General features: G+C 44.8%; 22 protein-coding genes. 12 read left to right on the top strand and 10 right to left on the bottom strand.

From position 1 onward, the window contains the following. Positions 1–156 precede the first annotated feature (156 nt). The 3 genes from gshA (at position 157) to luxS (ending at position 2,958) form a co-directional block, all read left to right on the top strand. A complete protein-coding gene (gene gshA, locus ACWYVB_RS12315) occupies positions 157–1,725 on the top strand; it encodes a glutamate--cysteine ligase (RefSeq protein WP_457529061.1) in 1,569 nt (522 codons plus the stop codon). A 24-nt stretch (positions 1,726–1,749) separates the two neighbouring features. After that, positions 1,750–2,355, top strand: coding sequence for a transglycosylase SLT domain-containing protein (locus ACWYVB_RS12310; protein WP_170903315.1), 606 nt, complete (start codon positions 1,750–1,752; stop codon positions 2,353–2,355). Between the two features lie 84 nt (positions 2,356–2,439). Further along, positions 2,440–2,958 (top strand): S-ribosylhomocysteine lyase, encoded by a 519-nt coding sequence (gene luxS, locus ACWYVB_RS12305; protein ID WP_005396698.1) that lies wholly within the window; start codon positions 2,440–2,442, stop codon positions 2,956–2,958. Between the two features lie 119 nt (positions 2,959–3,077). Here the strand turns inward: luxS and ACWYVB_RS12300 are convergent, their stop codons facing one another. Further along, complete coding sequence (locus tag ACWYVB_RS12300; protein ID WP_005396696.1) at positions 3,078–4,346, bottom strand: HlyC/CorC family transporter; 1,269 nt, start codon at positions 4,344–4,346, stop codon at positions 3,078–3,080. Between the two features lie 124 nt (positions 4,347–4,470). Further along, positions 4,471–5,265, bottom strand: coding sequence for a cytochrome C assembly family protein (locus ACWYVB_RS12295; protein ID WP_047008980.1), 795 nt, complete (start codon positions 5,263–5,265; stop codon positions 4,471–4,473). A 224-nt stretch (positions 5,266–5,489) separates the two neighbouring features. Between ACWYVB_RS12295 and ffh the strand changes: the two genes are divergently transcribed. From ffh to rplS, 5 genes are all read left to right on the top strand, one after another. Further along, entirely contained in the window at positions 5,490–6,872 is a 1,383-nt protein-coding gene (ffh, locus tag ACWYVB_RS12290) for a signal recognition particle protein (RefSeq protein ID WP_005385423.1), read from the top strand. 209 nt (positions 6,873–7,081) lie between these two features. After that, complete coding sequence (rpsP, locus tag ACWYVB_RS12285; RefSeq protein WP_005379962.1) at positions 7,082–7,330, top strand: 30S ribosomal protein S16; 249 nt, start codon at positions 7,082–7,084, stop codon at positions 7,328–7,330. A 29-nt stretch (positions 7,331–7,359) separates the two neighbouring features. After that, positions 7,360–7,908 (top strand): ribosome maturation factor RimM, encoded by a 549-nt coding sequence (gene rimM / locus ACWYVB_RS12280; protein WP_005379964.1) that lies wholly within the window; start codon positions 7,360–7,362, stop codon positions 7,906–7,908. A 27-nt stretch (positions 7,909–7,935) separates the two neighbouring features. Further along, on the top strand, positions 7,936–8,679 hold the full coding sequence (gene trmD, locus ACWYVB_RS12275; RefSeq protein WP_395222262.1) for a tRNA (guanosine(37)-N1)-methyltransferase TrmD: 744 nt from the start codon (positions 7,936–7,938) through the stop codon (positions 8,677–8,679). A gap of 41 nt (positions 8,680–8,720) precedes the next feature. Then, a complete protein-coding gene (rplS, locus tag ACWYVB_RS12270; protein ID WP_005379971.1) occupies positions 8,721–9,074 on the top strand; it encodes a 50S ribosomal protein L19 in 354 nt (117 codons plus the stop codon). Positions 9,075–9,392: 318 nt separating this feature from the next. Here the strand turns inward: rplS and yacG are convergent, their stop codons facing one another. From yacG to nadC, 8 genes are all read right to left on the bottom strand, one after another. Next, entirely contained in the window at positions 9,393–9,587 is a 195-nt protein-coding gene (yacG, locus tag ACWYVB_RS12265) for a DNA gyrase inhibitor YacG (RefSeq protein WP_005396692.1), read from the bottom strand. A gap of 175 nt (positions 9,588–9,762) precedes the next feature. Further along, a complete protein-coding gene (zapD, locus tag ACWYVB_RS12260; RefSeq protein ID WP_012841416.1) occupies positions 9,763–10,503 on the bottom strand; it encodes a cell division protein ZapD in 741 nt (246 codons plus the stop codon). A gap of 27 nt (positions 10,504–10,530) precedes the next feature. Further along, positions 10,531–11,145: a dephospho-CoA kinase gene (coaE, locus tag ACWYVB_RS12255; protein WP_124008502.1), complete on the bottom strand. Its 615-nt coding sequence runs from the start codon at positions 11,143–11,145 to the stop codon at positions 10,531–10,533. Beyond that, on the bottom strand, positions 11,146–12,015 hold the full coding sequence (locus ACWYVB_RS12250; RefSeq protein ID WP_012841418.1) for a prepilin peptidase: 870 nt from the start codon (positions 12,013–12,015) through the stop codon (positions 11,146–11,148). Between the two features lie 64 nt (positions 12,016–12,079). Next, positions 12,080–13,303, bottom strand: coding sequence for a type II secretion system F family protein (locus tag ACWYVB_RS12245; RefSeq protein ID WP_074191781.1), 1,224 nt, complete (start codon positions 13,301–13,303; stop codon positions 12,080–12,082). A 23-nt stretch (positions 13,304–13,326) separates the two neighbouring features. Beyond that, positions 13,327–15,012, bottom strand: coding sequence for a type IV-A pilus assembly ATPase PilB (gene pilB, locus ACWYVB_RS12240; RefSeq protein WP_395222261.1), 1,686 nt, complete (start codon positions 15,010–15,012; stop codon positions 13,327–13,329). Beyond that, positions 15,012–15,458: a pilin gene (locus ACWYVB_RS12235; protein ID WP_025795214.1), complete on the bottom strand. Its 447-nt coding sequence runs from the start codon at positions 15,456–15,458 to the stop codon at positions 15,012–15,014. The genes pilB and ACWYVB_RS12235 overlap by 1 nt, the downstream gene beginning before the upstream one ends. Positions 15,459–15,721: 263 nt before the next feature. Next, positions 15,722–16,609, bottom strand: coding sequence for a carboxylating nicotinate-nucleotide diphosphorylase (gene nadC, locus ACWYVB_RS12230; RefSeq protein ID WP_301610329.1), 888 nt, complete (start codon positions 16,607–16,609; stop codon positions 15,722–15,724). A 92-nt stretch (positions 16,610–16,701) separates the two neighbouring features. Here nadC and ampD point away from each other — a divergent pair, with 92 nt between their 5' ends. The 4 genes from ampD (at position 16,702) to aceF (ending at position 23,059) form a co-directional block, all read left to right on the top strand. Further along, positions 16,702–17,253 carry a 1,6-anhydro-N-acetylmuramyl-L-alanine amidase AmpD gene (gene ampD / locus ACWYVB_RS12225; RefSeq protein WP_104970938.1) on the top strand — a complete coding sequence of 184 codons (552 nt, stop codon included), beginning with the start codon at positions 16,702–16,704 and terminating at the stop codon, positions 17,251–17,253. 405 nt (positions 17,254–17,658) lie between these two features. Next, positions 17,659–18,426 carry a pyruvate dehydrogenase complex transcriptional repressor PdhR gene (pdhR, locus tag ACWYVB_RS12220; protein WP_005396680.1) on the top strand — a complete coding sequence of 256 codons (768 nt, stop codon included), beginning with the start codon at positions 17,659–17,661 and terminating at the stop codon, positions 18,424–18,426. Positions 18,427–18,474: 48 nt separating this feature from the next. Further along, positions 18,475–21,138, top strand: coding sequence for a pyruvate dehydrogenase (acetyl-transferring), homodimeric type (gene aceE / locus ACWYVB_RS12215; RefSeq protein ID WP_005396679.1), 2,664 nt, complete (start codon positions 18,475–18,477; stop codon positions 21,136–21,138). Between the two features lie 19 nt (positions 21,139–21,157). After that, complete coding sequence (gene aceF / locus ACWYVB_RS12210; RefSeq protein ID WP_395222260.1) at positions 21,158–23,059, top strand: pyruvate dehydrogenase complex dihydrolipoyllysine-residue acetyltransferase; 1,902 nt, start codon at positions 21,158–21,160, stop codon at positions 23,057–23,059. Positions 23,060–23,285: the final 226 nt, after the last annotated feature.

Here is a 23,285-nt window from a genome sequence, read left to right as displayed (position 1 = left end):
AGTACACATTTAATAGCGGAGAAACGTTTCTCCGCTATTCATCTAGATAAGCGACTTTTCGTGGGTTATTTATCTAGATGCATTAAATATCAATAACTTAGCTTACGCTTGTCCTTTGTGACAAGTGTCCTGCTCCCAATATAAGCGAACCTCATTTTGACTGATTTTGCTGCGCGACTAAAAAAAGTTGCATCAAACCCCGAAGTATTTAAGCAGTTTGGACGCGGTGTTGAGCGAGAAACTTTGCGCTATCGTCAGGATGGACATCTAGCAACAACACCTCATCCAGAGGGGTTAGGCTCAGCGTTCACAAACCAATGGATCACGACTGATTTTTCTGAATCATTGTTAGAGTTCATTACTCCTGTGTCACATGAAATTCCAGAACTGATGGCACAACTGAAAGATATCCATCACTTCACGCAGACAAAAATGGGTGAAGAAAAGATGTGGCCTCTTTCTATGCCATGTTATGTTGGCTCGGAAGAGGATATTCAGCTTGCTCAGTACGGCTCTTCGAATGCAGCAAAAATGAAAACCCTGTACCGAGAAGGTCTAAAACGCCGCTATGGCTGCCTGATGCAAATCATTTCAGGTGTGCATTTTAACTTCTCGTTCCCTGAGACATTTTGGGACGCGCTTTACGGAGAGCAAGATGAACAAGCCCGCCAAGATGCTAAGTCTGATGCCTACTTTGCGCTGATCCGTAACTATTACCGTTTTGGTTGGATGATTCCGTATTTCTTCGGCGCATCGCCAGCGTTATGCGGCTCTTTTATTCAAGGTCGTGAAACCGATCTGCCATTCGAAAAAATTGGCGGCACTTTGTATTTGCCGAAATCGACGTCTTTGCGTTTGAGCGATCTGGGCTACACCAATAGTGCGCAAAGTGTACTGAAAATTGGCTTTAACAGCGTTGATCAGTATCTGGATGGTTTGAGCGATGCGATTCGTCACCCATCAGAAGAGTTTGCGAAAATAGGCGTCAAAGTGGACGGTGAATACCGCCAGCTTAATTCCAATATTTTACAAATTGAGAACGAGCTATACGCTCCAATTCGCCCGAAACGCGTGTCGAAAAGTGGTGAGAAGCCTTCAGATGCGTTACGACGCGGTGGGGTTGAGTACATTGAAGTTCGCTCTCTAGACGTTAACCCATTCAGCGCAGTGGGGTTGGATGAAGAGCAAGTACGATTCCTTGATCTCTTCCTGACTTGGGCGGCCTTGTCAGACTCGGATCCAATGGACAACTGTGAATTAGAGTGTTGGCGCGACAACTGGAACAAAGTCATTGTTTCTGGTCGTGAAAAAGGGCTAATGCTTCAAATTGGTTGCCAAGGTGAACGTCTATCTCTGCAAGATTGGGCGTATCGAGTGTTTGTCGAGCTGCGTCAGATAGCACAGCAAATGGATATGGCTGCTGGTGGCAGTGCATACCAAGATGTGTGTAATAAACTCGAGACATGGATTGATAACCCAGAACTAACGATTTCAGGTCAACTTTTAGAGCTGACGAAAGAGCTTGGTGGGTTAGGTAAAGTCGGCTGTGCGCTTGGCATGAAGTACCGCGAGGAAAATCTAGCTCACGGTTATCAGTACTACTCACAAGATACGATGGAAACGGAAGTGGCGTCGTCAGTAGAAAAGCAAAAGCAAGCGGAACAAAGTGACACGCTATCTTTTGATGATTTTTTGGAAGATTACTTTGCTTATCTGAAGCAGTAGTGAATAGGTAAAGGTTGGGTGGGATTGAACATTAAACCGTTAGTAGTATCGGTACTCGGAAGCATGTTACTTGCAGGTTGTGCCACGGCACCGCCAAAGCAGCAGAATAATTTATGTGAGATATTTCGAGAGAAATCCGGCTGGTATGATGATGCCAAAGATATGGAAGAAAAGTGGGGAACCCCCATTCATGTCGCTATGGCTATCATTAAACAAGAAAGCAGCTTTCGGCACGATGCGAAACCACCCAAAGACTATTTATTGGGATTTATCCCTTGGGGACGAGTTAGCAGTGCGTATGGTTACGCTCAAGCTCAAGATCCTGCTTGGGAAGATTTCCAAGATGCGACGGGTCAGGGCGGTTCTCGTACCAACTTTGATGATTCAATGATGTTTGTCGGTTGGTATACTCACGAAACGAGGCGCCAACTAGGGATTTCGTTATGGGACCCATACAGTCAATATCTGGCTTATCATGAAGGTCGAGGTGGGTACAAGCGAGGTACTTATAAGCGAAAGCCTAGTTTGATCAAAGTCGCTCGACGTGTTGAACAAACTGCAAAAACTTATGGCTGGCAGCTGAAGCAATGTCGTCAGGAATTGGAAGACAACAGCAGCTGGTTCTTTTAACCCACAGCCTGTTTATGTGCTGAAGGGATGAATGACATTTATCCAGTACCGAGAGGTATTGGAGTTACAATCAGGAGAGATGTAATGCCTTTACTCGATAGTTTTACCGTGGACCACACTCGCATGAATGCACCGGCAGTGCGAGTGGCGAAGACCATGCAGACCCCAAAAGGGGACACGATTACTGTCTTCGATTTACGCTTTACCGCGCCAAACAAAGACATCCTTTCTGAAAAAGGTATTCATACACTAGAGCACCTTTATGCAGGCTTTATGCGCAATCACCTAAACAGCGATTCTGTTGAGATCATCGATATTTCGCCTATGGGTTGCCGCACCGGCTTTTACATGAGCCTGATTGGCACTCCATCAGAGCAGCAAGTAGCGGATGCTTGGATTGCGGCCATGGAAGACGTACTAAAGGTAGAAAGCCAGAACAAGATCCCTGAACTCAACGAATACCAATGTGGCACGGCAGCGATGCACTCTTTAGAAGAAGCACAACAGATCGCGAAGAGCATTTTGGATGCTGGTGTATCGGTGAACAAAAATGATGAACTTGCTTTGCCTGAATCGATGCTAAAAGAGCTGCGCATCGACTAGTTGCTAAAAACTTATCAAGAAGCATATTTATCCAGAACTAAAAAGAGCCTGACATGATCAGGCTCTTTTCTTTTTATTTCTTATCGTGAGTTTTTCTCATCGTGATTTGTAGATAGGGGCTATTTTTTCTTTTTAGGATAAACACGAACGAGCTTGATGCGGTTTTCTTCAATCTCAACAAGCTCCATTGGATGACCAGCCACTCTCACGCTTAAATGGCTCTCTGGAATATCTTCCAGGTGCTCCAAAATAAGACCGTTTAACGTTCTTGGGCCATCCGTTGGTAAGTCCCATTTCAGGCCTTTGTTGATATCTCGGATATTGGTGCTGCCTTCAATGAGGAAGCTTCCGTCACCTTGAGGACTGATTTCATCAGAAAGGCTTGGAGAAATCGAGGTCGTGAATTCGCCAATGATCTCTTCCAGAATATCTTCCAATGTCACCAAGCCAATAATGTCGCCATACTCATCAACAATCAGACCAATACGCTGTTTGTTGCGTTGGAACTTTAACATTTGCACGTTTAGTGGCGTACCTTCCGGGATGTAATAGACTTCATCCGCAGCACGTAATAGCGTCTCTTTATTGAACTCGTTTTTTTCCAGCATCAGGCGGTAAGCTTCACGCAGGCGCAGCATGCCAACCACTTCATCAATTTGGTCACGATAAAAAACAATGCGTCCATGTGGTGAGTGGGTAAGCTGACGAACGATGGATTTCCAGTCATCATTAATATCGATACCGGTAATCTCATTACGTGGCACCATGATGTCGTTCACAGTGACGTGCTCAAGATCCAAAATAGACACCAACATGTCTTGGTGTCGGCGAGGGATCAAGCCGCCAGCTTCGTTTACTACGGTACGCAGCTCATCGGAACTAAGATGGTCTTCTACTGAGTGATCGGCTTTTACGCCAAGTAAACGAATAAAGCCATTCGTAATAAAGTTAACGAGCATCACCAAAGGCGATAGTAACTTCATCAATATGGTCAGTAGGATACTGCTCGCGTAAGACACGCGTTCAGGGTACAGCGCTGCAATTGTTTTTGGGGTAACTTCAGCAAAAACCAATACAACCATAGTCAGTGCACCGGTTGCGATAGCGACACCTAAATCACCATACAAACGCATACCAATAATGGTCGCGATGGCGGACGCGAGAATATTAACGAGGTTGTTGCCGATAAGAATAAGACCAATCAAACGATCTGGACGGTCTAATAGCCTTTCGACTCGCTTAGCGCCTTTATGCCCATTTTTGGCTAAGTGCTTTAAGCGATAACGGTTCAGAGACATCATCCCTGTTTCTGAGCCGGAAAAGTAACCTGATATGACGATAAGACACGCGAGTAGCGCAAACAAGATACCCGTAGAGATGTCGTCCAAAACGTTGCTGTTCCTTGTAAGTATTGGGTTATATAACGGTTGAGTAAGTCCGTTAAGTCAAAGGGTTAGGGCGTACTGTATTTTATCTAGCCTAAAATATAAAGGATAGGAGCCCTAGAGCTCCTTAATTCAAGATGATTTCTTTCACAAAGCGACTGCCAAAATACGCCAGAGTTAACAGCGTTGCCCCTGCGACAGCGAACCAAGTAACTTTTCTACCACGCCAACCTTTTTGATAATGACCCCAAAGCAGTATTGAGTACACAATCCAAGCGATGAAAGAAAGAATGCCTTTATGCGCTTTACCTTGAGCAAACATATCCTGCACAAAGACAAAGCCAGTAATGAGCGTGCCAGTTAACAATAAGTTACCGATCAAAATGATTTTGAATAGCTGACGCTCTACCATTAATAAAGGCGGCAGGTTTGGGTTAATCGCCAAAGATTTTTTTGTTTTCAGTTTGTGATCCAACCAAGCCAGCTGAAGTGCGTAGAGTGCACCGATAGTTAAAGTTGCGTATGAGAACAGCGCAAAAGAAATGTGAATGAGTAGCTTAGGGTCATTCTCTAGGTGCTTGATAAACGTGCTTGGCAAAAATGTGGCAGCAGATAAATTGATGGCAGCAAAGCTATAAACGACAGGCAATAAAAACCACAACCGATTTTTCAACATAGCAAGGCTCATGACCAGAGAAATAATAAAACTGATCAAAGAGGCTACGTTGAGAATACTAAGGTTTTGACCTGCACCATCAAAAATCAGATCACTCAAAATCCACGCATGAAAAACAAGCGCACAGGCAGCACTAGCAAACACTGTTTTTGCTTTGATTCCTGACTGCTGTGAGAGTCCGGGTATGATGGTCGCAATCGCCAAAACATAAAGTATGGCGGCCGCGATGGCTATTAAGCTATCCATGAATCCTAAATATTATTGTGCACAATGAGGAAATTATACCTTGCATTACACTTTGGGGCTACGTTATATCCGACATCAATCGTGAGAGATGAGATATTGAAATTAATAAGTTACCGCACCATATAGAAATAGAGACAAGAATAGAGCAGCGGTACGGGTATGACTCAGACCTTGGCTAATGTATACTCACACTAATTAATCGCCATTTTAGCGAAGAGACAAAGATGTTTGAGAATTTAACGGATCGATTATCCAAAACGCTGAAAAATATCAGTGGCAAAGGTCGTCTGACCGAAGACAACATTAAAGAGACCCTACGTGAAGTACGAATGGCCTTACTTGAAGCTGACGTTGCGCTTCCGGTTGTTCGTGAATTTGTTAACCGCGTTAAAGAAAAAGCGGTAGGTGTAGAAGTTTCTAAATCTCTGACTCCAGGTCAGGAATTTATCAAGATCGTTCAAACAGAACTTGAAGCCGTAATGGGTGAGTCGAATGAGGCGCTAAACCTTGCCGCTCAACCACCTGCTGTGCTTCTTATGGCAGGTCTACAAGGTGCGGGTAAAACCACATCGGTAGGTAAGCTATCTAAGCTTTTAAAAGAACGTGACAAGAAGAAAGTCTTGGTTGTGTCTGCCGACGTTTACCGCCCTGCGGCAATCAAGCAGCTTGAAACGCTGGCATCAGACATCGGTGTTGACTTCTTCCCATCATCACCAGACCAGAAGCCTATTGATATCGCCAATGCAGCGATTGACCATGCGAAGAAAAAATTCTACGACGTATTGATTGTCGATACCGCAGGTCGCTTGGCGATTGATGAAGAGATGATGGGGGAGATCAAAGATCTTCACGCAGCTATCAACCCAGTAGAAACGCTATTTGTTGTTGACGCTATGACGGGTCAAGACGCAGCAAATACAGCAAAAGCCTTTGGCGATGCGCTACCTCTTACCGGTGTAGTTCTAACTAAAGTTGATGGTGATGCTCGTGGTGGTGCGGCACTGTCAGTACGCCATGTAACGGGCAAACCAATCAAATTCTTGGGTGTCGGTGAAAAAACTGACGCGCTAGAACCGTTCCATCCAGATCGTGTTGCTTCACGTATTCTTGGTATGGGTGACGTTCTGTCTTTAATTGAAGACCTACAACGCAACGTTGACCAAGAAAAAGCAGAAAAGCTGGCGAAGAAGTTCAAAGAGAAGAAAGGTTTCGACCTTGAAGATTTCCGTGAACAGCTAGGCCAGATGCAAAACATGGGCGGCATGATGGGCATGATGGATAAGCTTCCTGGCATGTCTCAGCTACCAGACAATGTGAAAGACAAAGTCGATGACAAGATGTTCAAGCAGATGGAAGCGATCATCAGCTCCATGACAATGAAAGAACGTCAACGCCCAGAGATTATCAAAGGCTCACGCAAGAAACGTATTGCGGCTGGTTCTGGTGTGCAGGTTCAAGACGTAAACCGCTTACTAAAACAGTTCACCCAAATGCAGAAGATGATGAAAAAGATGCAAAAAGGTGGCATGAAAGGCATGATGCGCAACATGCAAGGTATGATGGGCGGCATGGGTGGAGGCGGTGGCTTCAACCCATTTGGTCGTTAATTAATCGATCACGCATAGATTCAGGGTGTTAGGTACGTCACAAACTTTAAATTCAATTTATGTTGGTGAAAAAGTAACTAAACTCCTTGCATTGCTCCGGGAGAAGAGTAAAATTCCGGAGCTTTATTTTGGCACGAGACCCCAAACTATTTAATTTCTTGAATGGTTTTTGGGGTTAATTTTATTTTTGAGAAAGCAAAGAGGACGACATGGTAACCATTCGTTTGGCACGTCACGGCGCTAAAAAGCGTCCATTTTATCAAATCGTAGTAGCGGACAGCCGCAACGCTGCAACTGGCCGTTTCATCGAGAAAGTTGGTTTCTTCAACCCAACTGCTAAAGGTCAAGAAGAAGGTCTACGTCTAGACCTAGACCGCGTTAACCACTGGGTTGGTCAAGGCGCGTCTGTATCTGACCGCGTTGCTAAGCTAGTTAAAGACGCTCAAAAAGCGGCTTAATTTTTTACTTGAAAAGTAGAAACTAGTTTATGTCGATGAAAGGTAAAGAAACAATGAGCAACGAAAAGATTGTTGTAGGCAAGTTTGGTGCTACTTACGGCATTCGAGGTTGGCTTAAGGTTTTTTCCTACACAGACAATGCTGAAAGCATTTTCGATTACAGCCCTTGGTATATTAACCAAAAGGGCAAGTGGGTTGAGTACAAAGTAGAAAGCTGGAAGCGCCATAACAAAGGTATGGTGGCTAAGCTGGAAGGCATGGATGTTCGTGAAGACGCGCATCTAATGACGAACTTTGAAATTGCTATTGACCCTGCGGTACTGCCTGAATTGTCAGAAGATGAGTTCTACTGGCGCGAATTGTTTGGGATGCAAGTTGTAACCACTAAAGGTTACGATCTAGGTGTCGTTACTGACATGCTAGAAACTGGCTCAAACGATGTTCTGGTTGTTAAAGCAAATCTTAAAGATGCTTTCGGGCAGAAGGAACGATTAATCCCGTTCCTTGAAGAGCAAGTGATCATTAATGTTGATCGCGAAGCTCAACGGATCGAAGTTGACTGGGATCCTGGATTCTAATCTCCAAAATTACAGAGCGAGATAAACATGTGGGTTGGCGTTATTAGCCTTTTTCCTGAAATGTTCCGTTCTGTTACTGATTTTGGAGTAACAGGTCAAGCGGTTAAAAAAGGTCTTTTGTCGATTGAGACTTGGAATCCTAGAGATTTTACTCACGACAAACATCGCACTGTCGATGACCGACCTTACGGTGGTGGCCCTGGTATGTTAATGATGGTTCAGCCTTTGCGCGATGCCATTCATACCGCGAAAGCAGCCTCACCGGGCAAGACGAAAATCATCTACCTTTCTCCTCAAGGTCGCAAGCTCGACCAGAAAGGAGTGGAAGAACTGGCAACGAATGAGAACTTGCTTCTGATTTGTGGTCGTTATGAAGGGGTAGATGAGCGCATCATTCAATCTGAAGTCGACGAAGAATGGTCGATTGGTGATTTTGTGATGACGGGTGGTGAGATACCAGCCATGACGTTAATCGACTCTGTCTCTCGGTTTGTTCCGGGTGTACTAGGGGATTTCGCGTCAGCAGAAGAAGATTCTTTTGCAAATGGCTTGTTAGATTGCCCTCACTATACGCGTCCAGAAGTATTGGATGACAAAGAGGTACCAGCGGTACTGATGTCAGGCAATCACAAGGACATTCGTCAATGGCGACTAAAACAGTCGCTGGGCCGAACTTGGCTTAGAAGACCAGAGCTCCTGGAAAACCTAGCTCTGACTGACGAACAGGAACAATTACTTGCTGAGTTCATTAGTGAACATAACGCAAAGTAACCTAATTTATTTAGTATCAGTTTATTCTAGGAATTTAAAAAATGAGTAACATCATCAAAGCTCTTGAAGAAGAGCAAATGAAATCAGACCTACCTAAATTTGCACCAGGTGACACTGTTGTAGTTCAAGTTAAGGTAAAAGAAGGTGACCGTGAGCGTCTACAGGCTTTCGAAGGCGTCGTAATCGCAATCCGTAACCGTGGTCTACACTCTGCTTTCACTGTACGTAAGATCTCTAACGGTGAAGGTGTTGAGCGTACGTTCCAAACACACTCTCCAATCGTTGATAGCATCGAAGTTAAACGCCGTGGTGCAGTACGTCGTGCCAAGTTGTACTACCTACGTGAGCGTTCTGGTAAGTCTGCTCGTATCAAAGAGAAACTTGCTAAGAAGTAATGCTATAACTAGCGTTCTCATCTTAAACGGAGTCCTTTTAGGGCTCCGTTTTTTTATTTGTGTAATTAGCTTGCTCGTTTCTTTTCACCCGACCTGTACTGTCGATGCTCATGCACTGGCATACTCTCCATGATTCCGCCTTGCTCGAATAAAAATAGCTTTGCTAGATCATCAAAATAGTCAGAGTTGAAAAGAGGGGAATGAATACCGATTGCAGACCGCAATGGTTAAAATTCATCATTCTGGACAGCGACGAAGGAGCGTGATTCAGATTCCCCAAGAAGGAGCCTAGGATATTCCTTTACCCTAGTGCCTCAATTAATACTGGTCTTCAGACCAGCCATCACTGTCGGACATATCAGGGGCGCCTGGGATGGTGTTTTCTTCATCTGCCCATTCACCAAAATCAATCATTTGGCATTGTTTACTGCAGAAAGGGCGATGAGGACTTTGTTCTCCCCATTCTACGTCGGCGCCACACTGTGGGCATTGAACGATGGTAATTTTAGACATAGTTGAGCGTCCCATTACTAATTGGTGTTAAAGGGTAGTATACCTAAATGAATTCAAGATGGCTTATTCAACGCGCTATTGCTGCTACGAAATTTTATCCAATATAAGCGTAATAAAGCGTTATAAGCGTAATAAAGCGTTGAATTTTAGATTGTGGGGGAGGCTTAGTGTCGTCTTAGCTGCACACAGCAAGTTCAAACTCAATATCTTGTGTGCACGCTTGACCGTTTTCAAACGACATAAACTTGATCGCAAAGCGGTTTTTATGGCCAGAAATCATAGGATAAACGCCATATTCCATTGGGATGTGGAGCCTTAGAATATTGGCTTCATCAGCGTCACTTTGGAAGAAACCCGCGCGACCGATTTGAGCTTTGAAATGTCCGGTCTCTCTGGTGAGTTTCAACCATAGCGAAAGCGCATCAGATAAGGGCTTTAAGCTTACTTGCCACTGCTGTGCATCATGCTTTTTACGTTCAATGGGTAGGTGAAGCCAGTAATGTAACGCTGGCAAATCAAAACAACATGAACCACCCGGTAGATTAAAGCGTTGGCGGATAGAGCTTAAGAAGCGATCTTCTTTTAGTGCTTGACCAAAACGCTCTGCACCCATCAGTTGGCTATGAACGACATCTATCTCTTGTAGTAGGGTATTTAATGCGTCTTGATCGACGCCATCAACATTTAGCCAATGGCGGTACGACAGTCGTTGTTTCTCTAAATCTTTGGCCAGTTCACTTTTCAGCTGGATCTGTTCGAAAATTTCAACCATATCGAATAACGCACGGAAAAACAGTTGGTACTGGTGATTTTCGCTAAACCCAGAGGCCAAGTGAGCCTGACGCAGCAGAGACTCCACTCTTAGATAAATACGAGTTTTCTCATTTAACGGATGTTCAAATTTGTGCGTGGTCATCGACATAAGCCTTTGTGAGTTTCGTTCCTATTTTCGCAGATTTTTCTTACACATGGCTAGGTACTTTTCGTGCAAATCTGTGATTTGAAGCAAAAGATCTGGGTCACTTGGATTATTCTTAACCACATCGTCTGCAAGCGCGAGTCTTTGCTCTCTTGATGCTTGAGAGGCAAGGATAGCGCGAGCTTGTTCTTCACTCACATTGTCTCGTTTCATCGTGCGAGATATCTGTGTATTCGGTTCTACATCGACGACAAGAACTCGATCACACAAACTGTCTAGCTTGTTTTCTACGAGCAACGGCACCACAAGTAACGCATACTCTGAGGTGACTTGCTGCAAATCTTCGATCATCTTTTCACGAATTATTGGGTGCAACAGTGCGTTGAGCCATGCTTTTTCATCTGAGTTTGAAAAGATTTTTTCTCTCAGCTTTGCGCGATCTAAAGTTTGGTCTTCACGAACGATATTGTGACCAAAGTGTTCAATAATCGCGTTTAGTCCGGGAGTACCTGGCTCGACAACTTCTCTTGCTACAATGTCGGCATCGACGATATCGATTTTAAATTGTTGTTTGAACAGATTCGCGACGGTTGTTTTACCGCTAGCGATACCACCTGTTAAACCAATAACCAAAGCCATTTACACTCCTAGAACTGAAGTAAAGTACCAGTTTAAAATCTGGTCGCCCCAAATTAAGCTTATCCAACCAGCAATTGCTAAGTAAGGACCGAAAGGAAAAGCTTTTTCAATTCCCTGTTTTTGCAAGCGTAGTTGAATGATGCCAAATACGATGCCAACCACAGAAGAAAGTAGAATGATCATCGGCAGTGACTGCCAGCCCAGCCAAGCCCCTAGTGCTGCTAGTAGTTTAAAATCACCATATCCCATTCCTTCTTTACCAGTAAGTAGCTTAAAGCCCCAGTAAACGGACCAGAGACATAGGTAACCAGCAATAGCACCAATGACAGAATCTTGTAGAGTAACAGGACTTATTTCGACTAATGCTAAGGCAATGCCAGCCCAAGTTAATGGTAATGTTAATTGGTCAGGTAACAACATAGTATCGAGATCGATAAATGTTGCGGCGATTAAGATAAAAGTGAAAAAGAGTAGGGCAACGGTAAAGTAACTAAAACCAAAGTGGTAAGCGACAAAGCCTGAGCAGAACGCAGTGAGCAGTTCAATCAGTGGATAGCGTGCGCTAATGGCTGTCTGACAGTTGTGGCATTTGCCTTTTAAAAGCAGCCAGCTAATCACAGGGATGTTGTCTCGAATACGTATCGGCGTTGCGCACTTCTGACAGGAGGAGCGTGGGACGCTCAACGTCAGCACTTCTTTAGGAGGTTCTATTTTGTATTCAGGAAATGACTCGGCACATTCGCGTCGCCATTCTAGTTCCATGATTTTAGGTAGTCGATAAATAACCACATTGAGGAAGCTACCCACGATCAGACCGAAGATGGTGGCAAACACAACGAATAGCCAAGGGTAGTACTGGAATACTTCCATATTTGTCTCTTGAGCGATGAGTGAAATCAGCAAGATGCTGTTTTAAAGGAGTTAACAGCTCATTCTAGCCCAATACACTCATTAAGTTAAAGATTGGCAAGTACATTGCTGTCACTAATCCGCCAACAACGATGCCTAAAAAAACGATAATTAGCGGCTCTAGAATTTTACTAAGGTTGTCGACGGTGTTATCGACTTCAAACTCGTAGATCGTTGCAACTTTATTGAGCATATCGTCAAGTCGACCAGACTCTTCACCGATCATGACCATTTGTAACACTAATTCAGGGAACACATTACAGTTACGCATGGCAACATACATTGGCATACCTGCGGCGGTATCACGGTAAACTTCTTCTATGGCGAGTTGATAGTGTAAGTTTCCTGAGGTTTTTGATGTGGTTTTTAAACTGGTTAGAATTGGAATACCCGCTGTAAAGCTTGTGGCGAGTGTTCGACTAAATTTGGCGATAGCGGCTTTTGATAATACAGGGCCAAGAACAGGAAATTTAAGCACAGAGCGATTGAGCATTAAGCGAAAAGAATCTGAACGCTTAGAGAGGATTCTCGCCGAGATGAATAGACTGATAGAGCCTAGTGCTATAAATGGGCTCCAGTTTTGTGTCCAGGCGGAAAGATCTAATACTTGCCTGGTAAACCAAGGTAAGTCAGCACCAAAACCAACAAACATTTTTTCAAACTCGGGAATGACTTTGGTGAGCATGATAAACGAGACGCCTAACGCTACTAGCACTACCATGGCTGGGTAAATCAAGGCTTTGATCACTTTCGCACGGAGTTGTTCATTTTTTTCTCGGTAGGTGGCTAAGCGCTCGAATACTTCTGCTAAGTTACCGGATTGCTCACCTGTGGCGATAAGGTCGGTATAGAGTGGGTCAAAGTGTTCACTTGCAGTGCGCATGGCTTTTGACATGGGCGTCCCCGCTTCAACGGCGCGTGTCACACTCATCAAAATGGATTTCATCTCTGCTTTTTTGTGATTTTCTGATACCAATTTTAAAGCCTGAACTAAGGGGACACCGGTTATCAACATCGTCGAAATTTGCCGGGTAAACACCGTGATGTCTCTGCCTTTCACGCGATGGCTGAGTTTAGTGAGAAACGAGATACTGCTTTTCTTTAACTTCTTGATCTTGATGTGCTGTGCGTCTAGACGCTCGCGTACTTCAATTTCCGTCATCGCGAGGGTTTGTCCAGACGTCTTTTTGCCTGAACTGTTGATGCCTTTCCAGCGGAAGTTTTTAAGTTGTGGTGTAGTGGTTTTCATAGAGGTGACTGCTGATTAAAGGATTAAAAATAAAGTACGCGCTGTAGTTCACTAAAACTTGTGATTCCTTGTTTGAGTTTTTCTATGCCCGACATTTGTAACGTGCTCATGCCGTTTGCGATGGCTAGTTTTTCTAACTCATGCACTGATGCGCCTTTTATAAGCGCTTCGGAAAGAAATTCATCAAAGCGCATCACTTCATAAATCCCCGTTCGGCCGGAATAACCATGGGTACACTCATTGCATCCATCGGGATTGGCTTTAAAAATGTTGTCGCTTGCTTGAATTCCGAGATGTTGTAGCTGAACGGTAAGCTCTTGCGACTGTTTGCAGTGCGAGCACAGTTTTCGGGCCAAGCGCTGGGCAATAATCAAACTAAGAGATGAGGCCAAGTTAAAGCTTTCTACGCCCATGTTTGATAAACGAATCACCGTTTCAGCCGCAGAATTGGTATGCAAGGTTGAAAGTACTAAGTGACCGGTTTGCGATGCTTTTATAGCGATTTCGGCGGTATCTAAATCACGAATCTCACCGACCATTACTACATCGGGGTCTTGACGAAGAAAAGAGCGTAACGCCTCTGCGAAGCCAAAGCCGATCTTGGGCTGTACTTGTACTTGGTTAATGCCCGATAAGTTAATTTCTACCGGATCTTCTGCTGTGGAAATGTTGATTTCTGGTTTATTGAGAATACTCAGCCCAGTGTACAGAGAAACGGTTTTTCCGCTCCCGGTTGGGCCTGTCATCAGAATCATGCCTTGTGGGCGACGCAGCGCATCCAAGTACAATTGTTTTTGTTGTTCGCTATAACCAAGCTTGTCGATATCCAGTGAAGCAGAGCTGCTGTCGAGCAGTCGTAGTACAATTTTCTCTCCGAATAGAGTAGGTAGCGTGGATACACGCATATCAATTGCGGTGTCTTGATTCAACTTGAGCTTAATACGCCCGTCTTGTGGTAAACGTCGCTCTGCAATATCAAGCTTAGAGAGGATTTTGATACGAGCGGATAAGCGGCGACTTAAGTGGCTTGGTGGCTGCTGTGTTTCAATTAAGATGCCATCACAGCGTAGGCGCACGCGGTACATCTTTTCATAAGGCTCAAAGTGGATATCGGATGCGCCTTTGCGCACAGCGTCCAGCAGAATTTGGTTTATGTAACGGCTGACGGGTGACTCGTCTTGGCTCAAGTCTTCAATGTTGTCGATTTCATCTGCGTCCACATCAACCAGGTTGGCTAATTCTTCTTGGTTGATCTCTTTTAACCCGGACTTCTCATGACTCAATGAACGACCATATAAGCGTCGAATTGCCGCGCTGAGTTGACGAAAATCAGCGAGAACAAGTTCTACTTGCAACCCTGTCGCAAAACGAAAGTCATCTTCTGCTTGTTGGTTCGTCGGGTCGGCAACGGCTAATAACAAAGTTGAAGGCGTACGCTGGAGTGGGAGTGCGTTATGTCGAGTGATTAATTCACGTAGACCGAGTTGTTGACAAAGCGAAGCGTACTCATACTGAGATAACTCGGGCTGATTTAAACCAAAGAGAGAACTTAAGTGCTCAGCGAGTTCGCTTGATGTCAATAATCCAGAACTGAGTAAAGCCTCTGGCATCGAAATGCCAGAAGCTTTGACTTGCTCTATTAACGATTCTTCTTCGGATAAGGTCAGTAATCCTTTTTGGCGAAGAACCGTGGATAGGTTGGTTTGCATTATCGGGTTGGGCACCAATCACCAGAGTCAACGTTAGCATTCGTGGATGTACATGCTACCGCCCATGTTACACCTGCTGCCCCTAAAGTTGGCGTGATTTCTATGGTATCTGTTGCACTTAAAGACCCTTTTCCATTAGCATTTACTGTTGCTGTTACAACATTGCCTGCAAGAGAAGCAACTGTAAAATCACCTAGGTTTTGTGCCGTTGGAACTCCATTGTTTGCGGTTGCTGATAGACAGTCGGCATTACCGTCCATAAGACAAATACCAACCGCTGTTTTCATTGCAGCAGAAGCGCTTAACATTTCACTGGCATGCGCTCTCATTGTGTAGTTTTGATATGCTGGTACTGCAAATGCAGCCAAAATACCAATAATCGCCACCACAATCATCAATTCAATCAAGGTAAAACCTTGCTGTTTTTTCTGTTTACTGTGTTTCATTTTCTTTCCTTCTTAATGAAATAAATAATGCCCTTGCATTAGCGAAGGATTATGGAGACTTCATAAAGGTTGAAAATGGGGAAGAGATGGGGTCTCGAGTGAGGTAAAACTCTTTGGTAGAAAGTTGCATATCGTATGCAGAGTTTTGCGAGTAGTACTATTTTTTGAGTGGATAAAAAGAAAGGGCCAATTGGCCCTTTTTAATGATGAATTACTCACAACTCACTGAGTTAGTTAAAGTAATTGAGATTGTGTTGCTTTTATTATTTGAAGCGCATCGAAAGATCCATCGCTTTTAGGTGCTTAGTTAAAGCGCCTACCGAAATGTAATCGACACCGGTTTCTGCGTATTCTGCGATGGTCCCTAGCGTAATGTTGCCGGAGTTTTCTAAAGCGGCACGACCTGCGTTAATCGCTACGGCTTCACGCATCATTTCTTTTGTGAAGTTATCTAGCATGATGATGTCGGCACCGGCGTCTATCGCTTGTTTCAACTCTTCTAAGCTTTCCGTTTCTACTTCTACCGGTTTGCCTGGGTTGAGCTCTTTCGCTTTTTGTATCGCTTGAGTAATACCACCACAAGCAATAATGTGGTTTTCTTTAATAAGGTAAGCGTCGAACACACCGATGCGATGGTTAAAGCCACCACCGCAGGTCACGGCGTATTTTAGTGCGCTACGCAGACCAGGAATGGTTTTGCGTGTGTCTAGTAGACGACACTCAGTATGCGCGATTTTTTCAGCGTACTCTGCGGTAACTGTTGCGCAGCCAGACAGCGTTTGGATGAAGTTCATTGCGTTACGCTCACCAGTTAACAAGTCACGAGCAGGGCCTGTCAGCGTACAAAGGGTTTGGTTAGGTTCGACTTTATCGCCGTCCTTTACGTGCCATTCAATGCTGACCTTACCACCGAGCTGCTTAAAAACTTCATCAGCCCATGCTTGACCACAGAACACACCATGCTCACGAGTAATAATCGTTGCGGTATTAACCGCATCGGCAGGGATCAAAGATGCAGTAATATCGTTATCTGCGTCGACACTGCCACCTAGATCTTCTTTTAAGGTATCAGCGACAGAGCGAGTGATCTCTAAAGGGAGTTGTTGTTTAAGGTATTCTAGGCGTTCTTGAATGTTGTGTGTGTTCTTCATCGCAAATCTTGTCTTGAAAGGGAGATGGCAACGAATGATACTCTCCGGTGTCAATAATTTCAGCAGTTAATTTGCAAAGTAGAGAGGTTGATATGCGCCCAATTATCGAGAATGGCTGGCTGACACAGGCAAAGCATGTTCCGTCACCATTTTTTGATGTCCGCTCTGATATAAACGACATCTCTCTGCTGGTGGTACACAACATCAGTTTGCCTCCTGGGCAGTTTGGTGGACCATATATAGAGGACTTCTTCACTGGCAAGCTAGACCCAAACGCACATCCATTTTTTGAAGTTATTCACAAAATGGGCGTTTCTGCACATTGCTTGATTAAGAGAAACGGCGAGGTCGTTCAATTTGTTTCTTTTCTCGATAGAGCATGGCATGCCGGTCAATCCAGTTTCGCGGGCAGGGAGCGTTGTAATGACTATTCCATTGGTATCGAGCTTGAAGGGACAGAATTTACTGCCTACACAGAAGCGCAATATCAATCACTTGCAGAGATCACTGAGGTAATTATGCAGTCTTATCCCCACATCACCCTGCCACGAATTACCGGTCATCAATATATTGCGCCCTTGAGAAAAAGCGATCCTGGTCTAAGCTTTGATTGGGTGAAATATAGACAGCTTATACAGCGTTGATTTGTAGCGAAAGTGTAAATTCAAAAAAGCGAAATAAATAAGGCATACGATCAGGTATGCCTTTTTTTGATACCAGAAATATTAATGATTGTTAAAAGTTAACTACATTTTTACGCTCGTACACGCCGTTTTGGTGAAGAAATAGACTGATAATTTTGTCATTTTCTGTATTTCTTTTCCAAAATTGCTAGCACGTCGACTTCCCATTTGTATGCTTTATGTAATTGGTCATACCAATTCTATTGCTGTTTTAACAGTCGATTGTTATCAGAGTGTTGGAAGTAAGCTCGTTCTATGATTTAGGTCAATTTTCGGCTGGACAGTGGCGTTTTAATTATGTTAATTTCTGCACCAACTTAAAATTGGTATTACCAATTACCTGCAAGAGTAGAAGAACAATAAATTATGGCTTATCAAAGGATTCGTCAGCCAAAACTCTCTGATGTTATAGAACAAGAGTTAGAAAGGTTGATAGTGGAAGGAACATTGTCTCCGGGGCAACAACTGCCTCCAGAGCGTGAACTGGCAAGACAGTTCGATGTGTCTCGTCCTTCAGTCCGAGAAGCCATTCAACGCTTAGAAGCGAAGCGTTTGTTAACTCGTCGCCAAGGTGGCGGAACATTCGTAAGTGAGAATATCTGGAAGAGCTTTTCAGATCCCTTGTTGAATTTGTTGTCTAGTCATTCTGAAACCCAGCTTGATGTGCTTGAGTCTCGTCATGCAATGGAAGGAATTTCAGCTTACTTTGCAGCTTTACGTGGTACCGAAGAAGATTTTGCGCGTATTCAAGGTTGCCTTGAACGCATTAGCCAAGAGCAAGCAAACAACGATATCGAAGCTGAATCTGCGGAAGTGATGCAATTTTTGATCGCTTTGACCGAAGCCGCGCACAACGTGGTTTTGTTGCACATTGTTCGAAGCTTAGCACCTTTGCTTGAGCAAAATATTCTACAAAATTTTAAATTACTACGTCGCCGCCCAGAAGCGGTCGAGAAAGTCAGTAAACACCGAGCCAATATCGTGGATGCGATTGTTTCTGGTCAGCCTGAAAAGGCGCGAGAAATGTCCCACTCGCACTTGGCTTACATCGAAGAAACATTGTTGGATTTGACTCGAGAAGAGTCTCGACGAGAGCGTTCTCTACGTCGAATTCAGCAGGGTAATGACTCGTAAGAGCGTTACTTAAATAAGTAGATCCAACCAACAGAAGGATAGATCGCCATGTCTGATATGAAGCATGACGTAGATGCACTGGAAACTCAAGAATGGCTACAAGCGCTTGAGTCAGTTGTACGTGAAGAAGGTCTAGAGCGTGCTCAATTCCTATTAGAGCAAGTTCTAGATAAAGCACGTCTAGACGGTGTTGATATGCCAACAGGTATCACAACTAACTACATCAACACGATTCCTGCAGACCAAGAACCAGCATACCCAGGTGACACAACACTTGAGCGTCGTATTCGCTCAATTATTCGTTGGAACGCTATCATGATCGTTCTACGTGCATCTAAGAAAGACCTAGAGCTAGGCGGCCACATGGCGTCTTTCCAGTCTTCTGCTGCGTTCTACGAGACATGTTTCAACCACTTCTTCCGTGCACCAAACGAGAAGGATGGTGGCGACCTAGTTTACTACCAAGGTCACATTTCACCAGGTATCTACTCACGTGCATTCGTTGAAGGTCGTCTAACTGAAGAGCAGCTAGACAACTTCCGTCAAGAAGTAGACGGCAAAGGTATTCCTTCATACCCGCACCCTAAACTGATGCCTGAATTCTGGCAGTTCCCGACAGTATCGATGGGCCTAGGTCCAATCGCTTCTATCTACCAAGCTCGTTTCCTTAAGTATCTAGAAGGCCGTGGTCTTAAAGATACTTCAGAGCAGCGCGTTTACGCGTTCCTAGGTGACGGTGAGATGGATGAGCCAGAATCACGTGGTGCTATCTCTTTCGCTGCGCGTGAGAAGCTAGACAACCTATGTTTCCTAATCAACTGTAACCTACAGCGTCTAGATGGCCCTGTAATGGGTAACGGTAAGATCATTCAAGAACTTGAAGGTCTGTTCAAAGGTGCTGGTTGGAACGTAGTGAAGGTAATCTGGGGTAACAACTGGGATTCACTACTAGCTAAAGATACTTCTGGTAAGCTTCTACAGCTTATGAACGAAACGATCGATGGCGACTACCAAACATTCAAATCTAAAGATGGCGCGTACGTACGTGAGCACTTCTTTGGTAAATACCCAGAGACAGCGGCACTTGTTGCTGACATGACTGATGACGAAATCTTCGCACTTAAGCGTGGTGGTCACGAGTCTTCTAAGCTATACGCGGCATACAAAAACGCGGCAGAAACTAAAGGTCGTCCAACAGTAATCCTAGCTAAGACTGTTAAAGGTTACGGCATGGGTGAAGCGGCTGAAGGTAAGAACATCGCACACCAAGTTAAGAAGATGGACATGACTCACGTACTACACCTACGTGATCGTCTAGGTCTTCAAGACATCCTAACTGACGAAGCTGTGAAAGAACTTCCGTACCTGAAACTTGAAGAAGGTTCAAAAGAGTACGAATACCTACACGCTCGTCGTAAAGCGCTACACGGCTACACACCACAGCGTCTACCAAAATTCACTCAAGAATTCATCGTTCCTGAGCTAGAAGAATTCAAGCCACTACTAGAAGAACAGAAGCGTGATATCTCTTCTACTATGGCATTCGTACGTGCACTAAACGTTCTACTTAAGAACAAGAACATTGGTAAGAACATCGTTCCTATCATTGCTGACGAAGCACGTACATTCGGTATGGAAGGTCTGTTCCGTCAAATCGGTATCTACAACCCGCACGGCCAAACTTACACACCAGAAGACCGTGGCGTTGTTTCTTACTACAAAGAAGCGACTTCAGGTCAGGTTCTACAAGAAGGTATCAACGAGCTAGGTGCTATGTCTTCATGGGTTGCTGCTGCGACTTCATACTCGACAAACGACCTACCAATGATTCCGTTCTACATCTACTACTCAATGTTCGGCTTCCAACGTGTTGGCGACATGGCGTGGATGGCTGGTGACCAACAAGCACGTGGTTTCCTACTAGGTGCAACTGCGGGTCGTACAACGTTGAACGGTGAAGGTCTACAGCACGAAGACGGCCACTCGCACATTTTGGCGGGTACGGTTCCTAACTGTATTTCTTACGACCCAACATTCGCGTACGAAGTAGCAGTAATCATGCAAGACGGTATCCGTCGCATGTACGGTCCAGAACAAGAAAACGTGTTCTACTACCTAACGCTAATGAACGAAAACTACGCAATGCCAGCAATGCCAGAAGGCGCTGAAGAAGGCATCCGTAAAGGTATCTACAAGCTAGAAACTTACACTGGCGACAAAGCGAAAGTTCAGCTAATGAGCTCTGGTACTATCATGAATGAAGTACGTAAAGCAGCTCAAATCCTAAGCGAAGATTACGGTGTTGCTTCTGATGTTTACTCTGTAACGTCATTCAACGAACTAACTCGCGATGGTCAAGATGCAGAGCGTTTCAACATGCTTCACCCAGAAGCGGAAGCAAAAGTACCTTACATCCAAACAGTAATGGGTACTGAGCCTGCTATCGCAGCAACTGACTACATGAAGAACTACGCAGAGCAGGTTCGTGCATACATTCCTGCTGAGTCTTTCAAAGTGCTTGGTACTGATGGCTTCGGTCGTTCAGACAGCCGTGAAAACCTACGTCGTCACTTCGAAGTGAACGCAGGTTACGTAGTAGTAGCAGCGCTAACTGAACTAGCGAAACGTGGCGAAGTTGAGAAATCTGTAGTTGCAGAAGCAATTAAGAAATTCGACATCGACACAGAGAAAACAAACCCGCTATACGCTTAATTAAGAAGGTAGATAAGAAATGGCAATCGAAATTAATGTACCAGACATCGGTGCGGATGAGGTTGAAGTTACTGAGATTCTTGTAAGCGTTGGCGACAAGGTTGAAGAAGAGCAGTCTCTGATCACAGTTGAAGGCGATAAAGCTTCTATGGAAGTTCCTGCTTCTCAAGCGGGTATCGTTAAAGAAATCAAAGTTGCAGAAGGCGACAAGGTTTCTACTGGTTCTCTAATCATGATTTTTGAAGCCGAGGGTGCAGCTGACGCTGCATCTGCTCCTGCGGCAGAAGCAGCTCCAGCAGCAGCTCCAGCTCCAGCAGCAGCGGCAGAACTAAAAGAAGTTCACGTACCAGACATCGGTGGTGATGAAGTAGAAGTTACTGAAATCATGGTTGCCGTTGGCGACAGCATCGAAGAAGAGCAATCTCTTCTAACTGTTGAAGGCGACAAAGCTTCTATGGAAGTTCCAGCGCCATTCGCAGGTACTCTAAAAGAGATCAAAGTTGCAGCAGGCGATAAAGTATCGACTGGCTCACTTATCATGGTGTTCGAAACAGCAGGTTCAGGCGCTCCAGCAGCACCAGCAGCACCAGCGGCAACTGAAGCTCCTGCGGCAGCAGCTCCAGCAGCGTCTGCGGCAAAAGAAGTGAACGTTCCAGATATCGGCGGCGACGAAGTTGAAGTTACTGAGATCATGGTTGCCGTTGGCGACACAGTGGAAGAAGAGCAATCTCTAATCACTGTTGAAGGTGACAAAGCTTCTATGGAAGTTCCTGCACCATTTGCTGGTACAGTGAAAGAAATCAAGATTGCAGCTGGCGACAAAGTGTCTACTGGCTCACTAATCATGGTATTCGAAGTGGCGGGCGCAGCTCCAGCTCCTGCAGCGGCTCCAGCTCAAGCAGCAGCACCTGCGGCTCCGGCTCCTAAAGCAGAAGCTCCAGCGGCAGCAGCTCCAGCAGCGACTGGCGACTTCAAAGAAAACGATGAGTATGCTCACGCGTCTCCAGTTGTTCGTCGTCTAGCGCGTGAATTTGGCGTTAATCTTTCTAAGGTTAAAGGTTCTGGTCGTAAGAGCCGTATCCTAAAAGAAGACGTTCAAGCTTACGTGAAAGATGCACTTAAGCGTCTTGAGTCTGGCGCAGGTGCAGCAGCATCTGGTAAAGGCGACGGCGCGGCTCTTGGTCTACTACCATGGCCAAAAGTGGACTTCAGCAAGTTTGGTGAGACAGAAGTTCAACCGCTATCTCGTATTAAGAAGATCTCTGGTGCAAACCTACACCGTAACTGGGTAATGATCCCGCACGTTACACAGTGGGATAACGCAGACATCACGGCTCTTGAAGCATTCCGTAAAGAGCAAAACGCGATTGAAGCGAAGAAAGACACTGGCATGAAGATCACACCACTTGTGTTCATCATGAAAGCGGTAGCTAAAGCGCTTGAAGCGTTCCCAGCGTTCAACTCTTCTCTATCAGAAGACGGTGAGAGCCTAATTCTGAAGAAATACGTGAATGTTGGTATCGCGGTAGATACACCAAACGGTCTTGTTGTTCCGGTATTTAAAGACGTGAACAAGAAAGGCATCTACGAGCTATCTGAAGAGCTAATGGCTGTTTCTAAGAAAGCACGTGCAGGTAAGCTAACTGCTGCTGACATGCAAGGTGGCTGTTTCACTATCTCTAGCCTAGGCGGTATCGGCGGCACGGCGTTTACTCCAATCGTAAACGCGCCAGAAGTTGGTATCCTAGGTGTGTCTAAGTCAGAAATGAAACCGGTATGGAACGGTAAAGAGTTCGAACCGCGTCTACAACTTCCACTATCTCTATCATACGACCACCGTGTGATCGATGGTGCTGAAGGTGCGCGCTTCATCACTTACCTAAACTCATGTCTATCTGACATTCGTCGTCTAGTTCTGTAATAGAAATTAGATGAATGAGAGGCGGCAACTTAGCCGCCTCTGCTAATCATAATTACCGACAATTTGGTTATCAGCCTTGCTTCGTTCAGGGTTTTCACAATCGAATTGTTGTCTAGCTCACAGGCTAAATTGATTTACTTTTCACACCATTAACATCTCTGTAAACTGTTAGCGGTCTGAAAATAACTGTTTAAAACAAATCTCTCTTAAACATAAAAATCGATAC

The sequence above is a fragment of the Vibrio sp. JZG10 genome (assembly GCF_054064075.1).
Note: the sequence above shows the minus strand (reverse complement) of the source record. Positions and strands in the feature narration are given on the sequence as shown.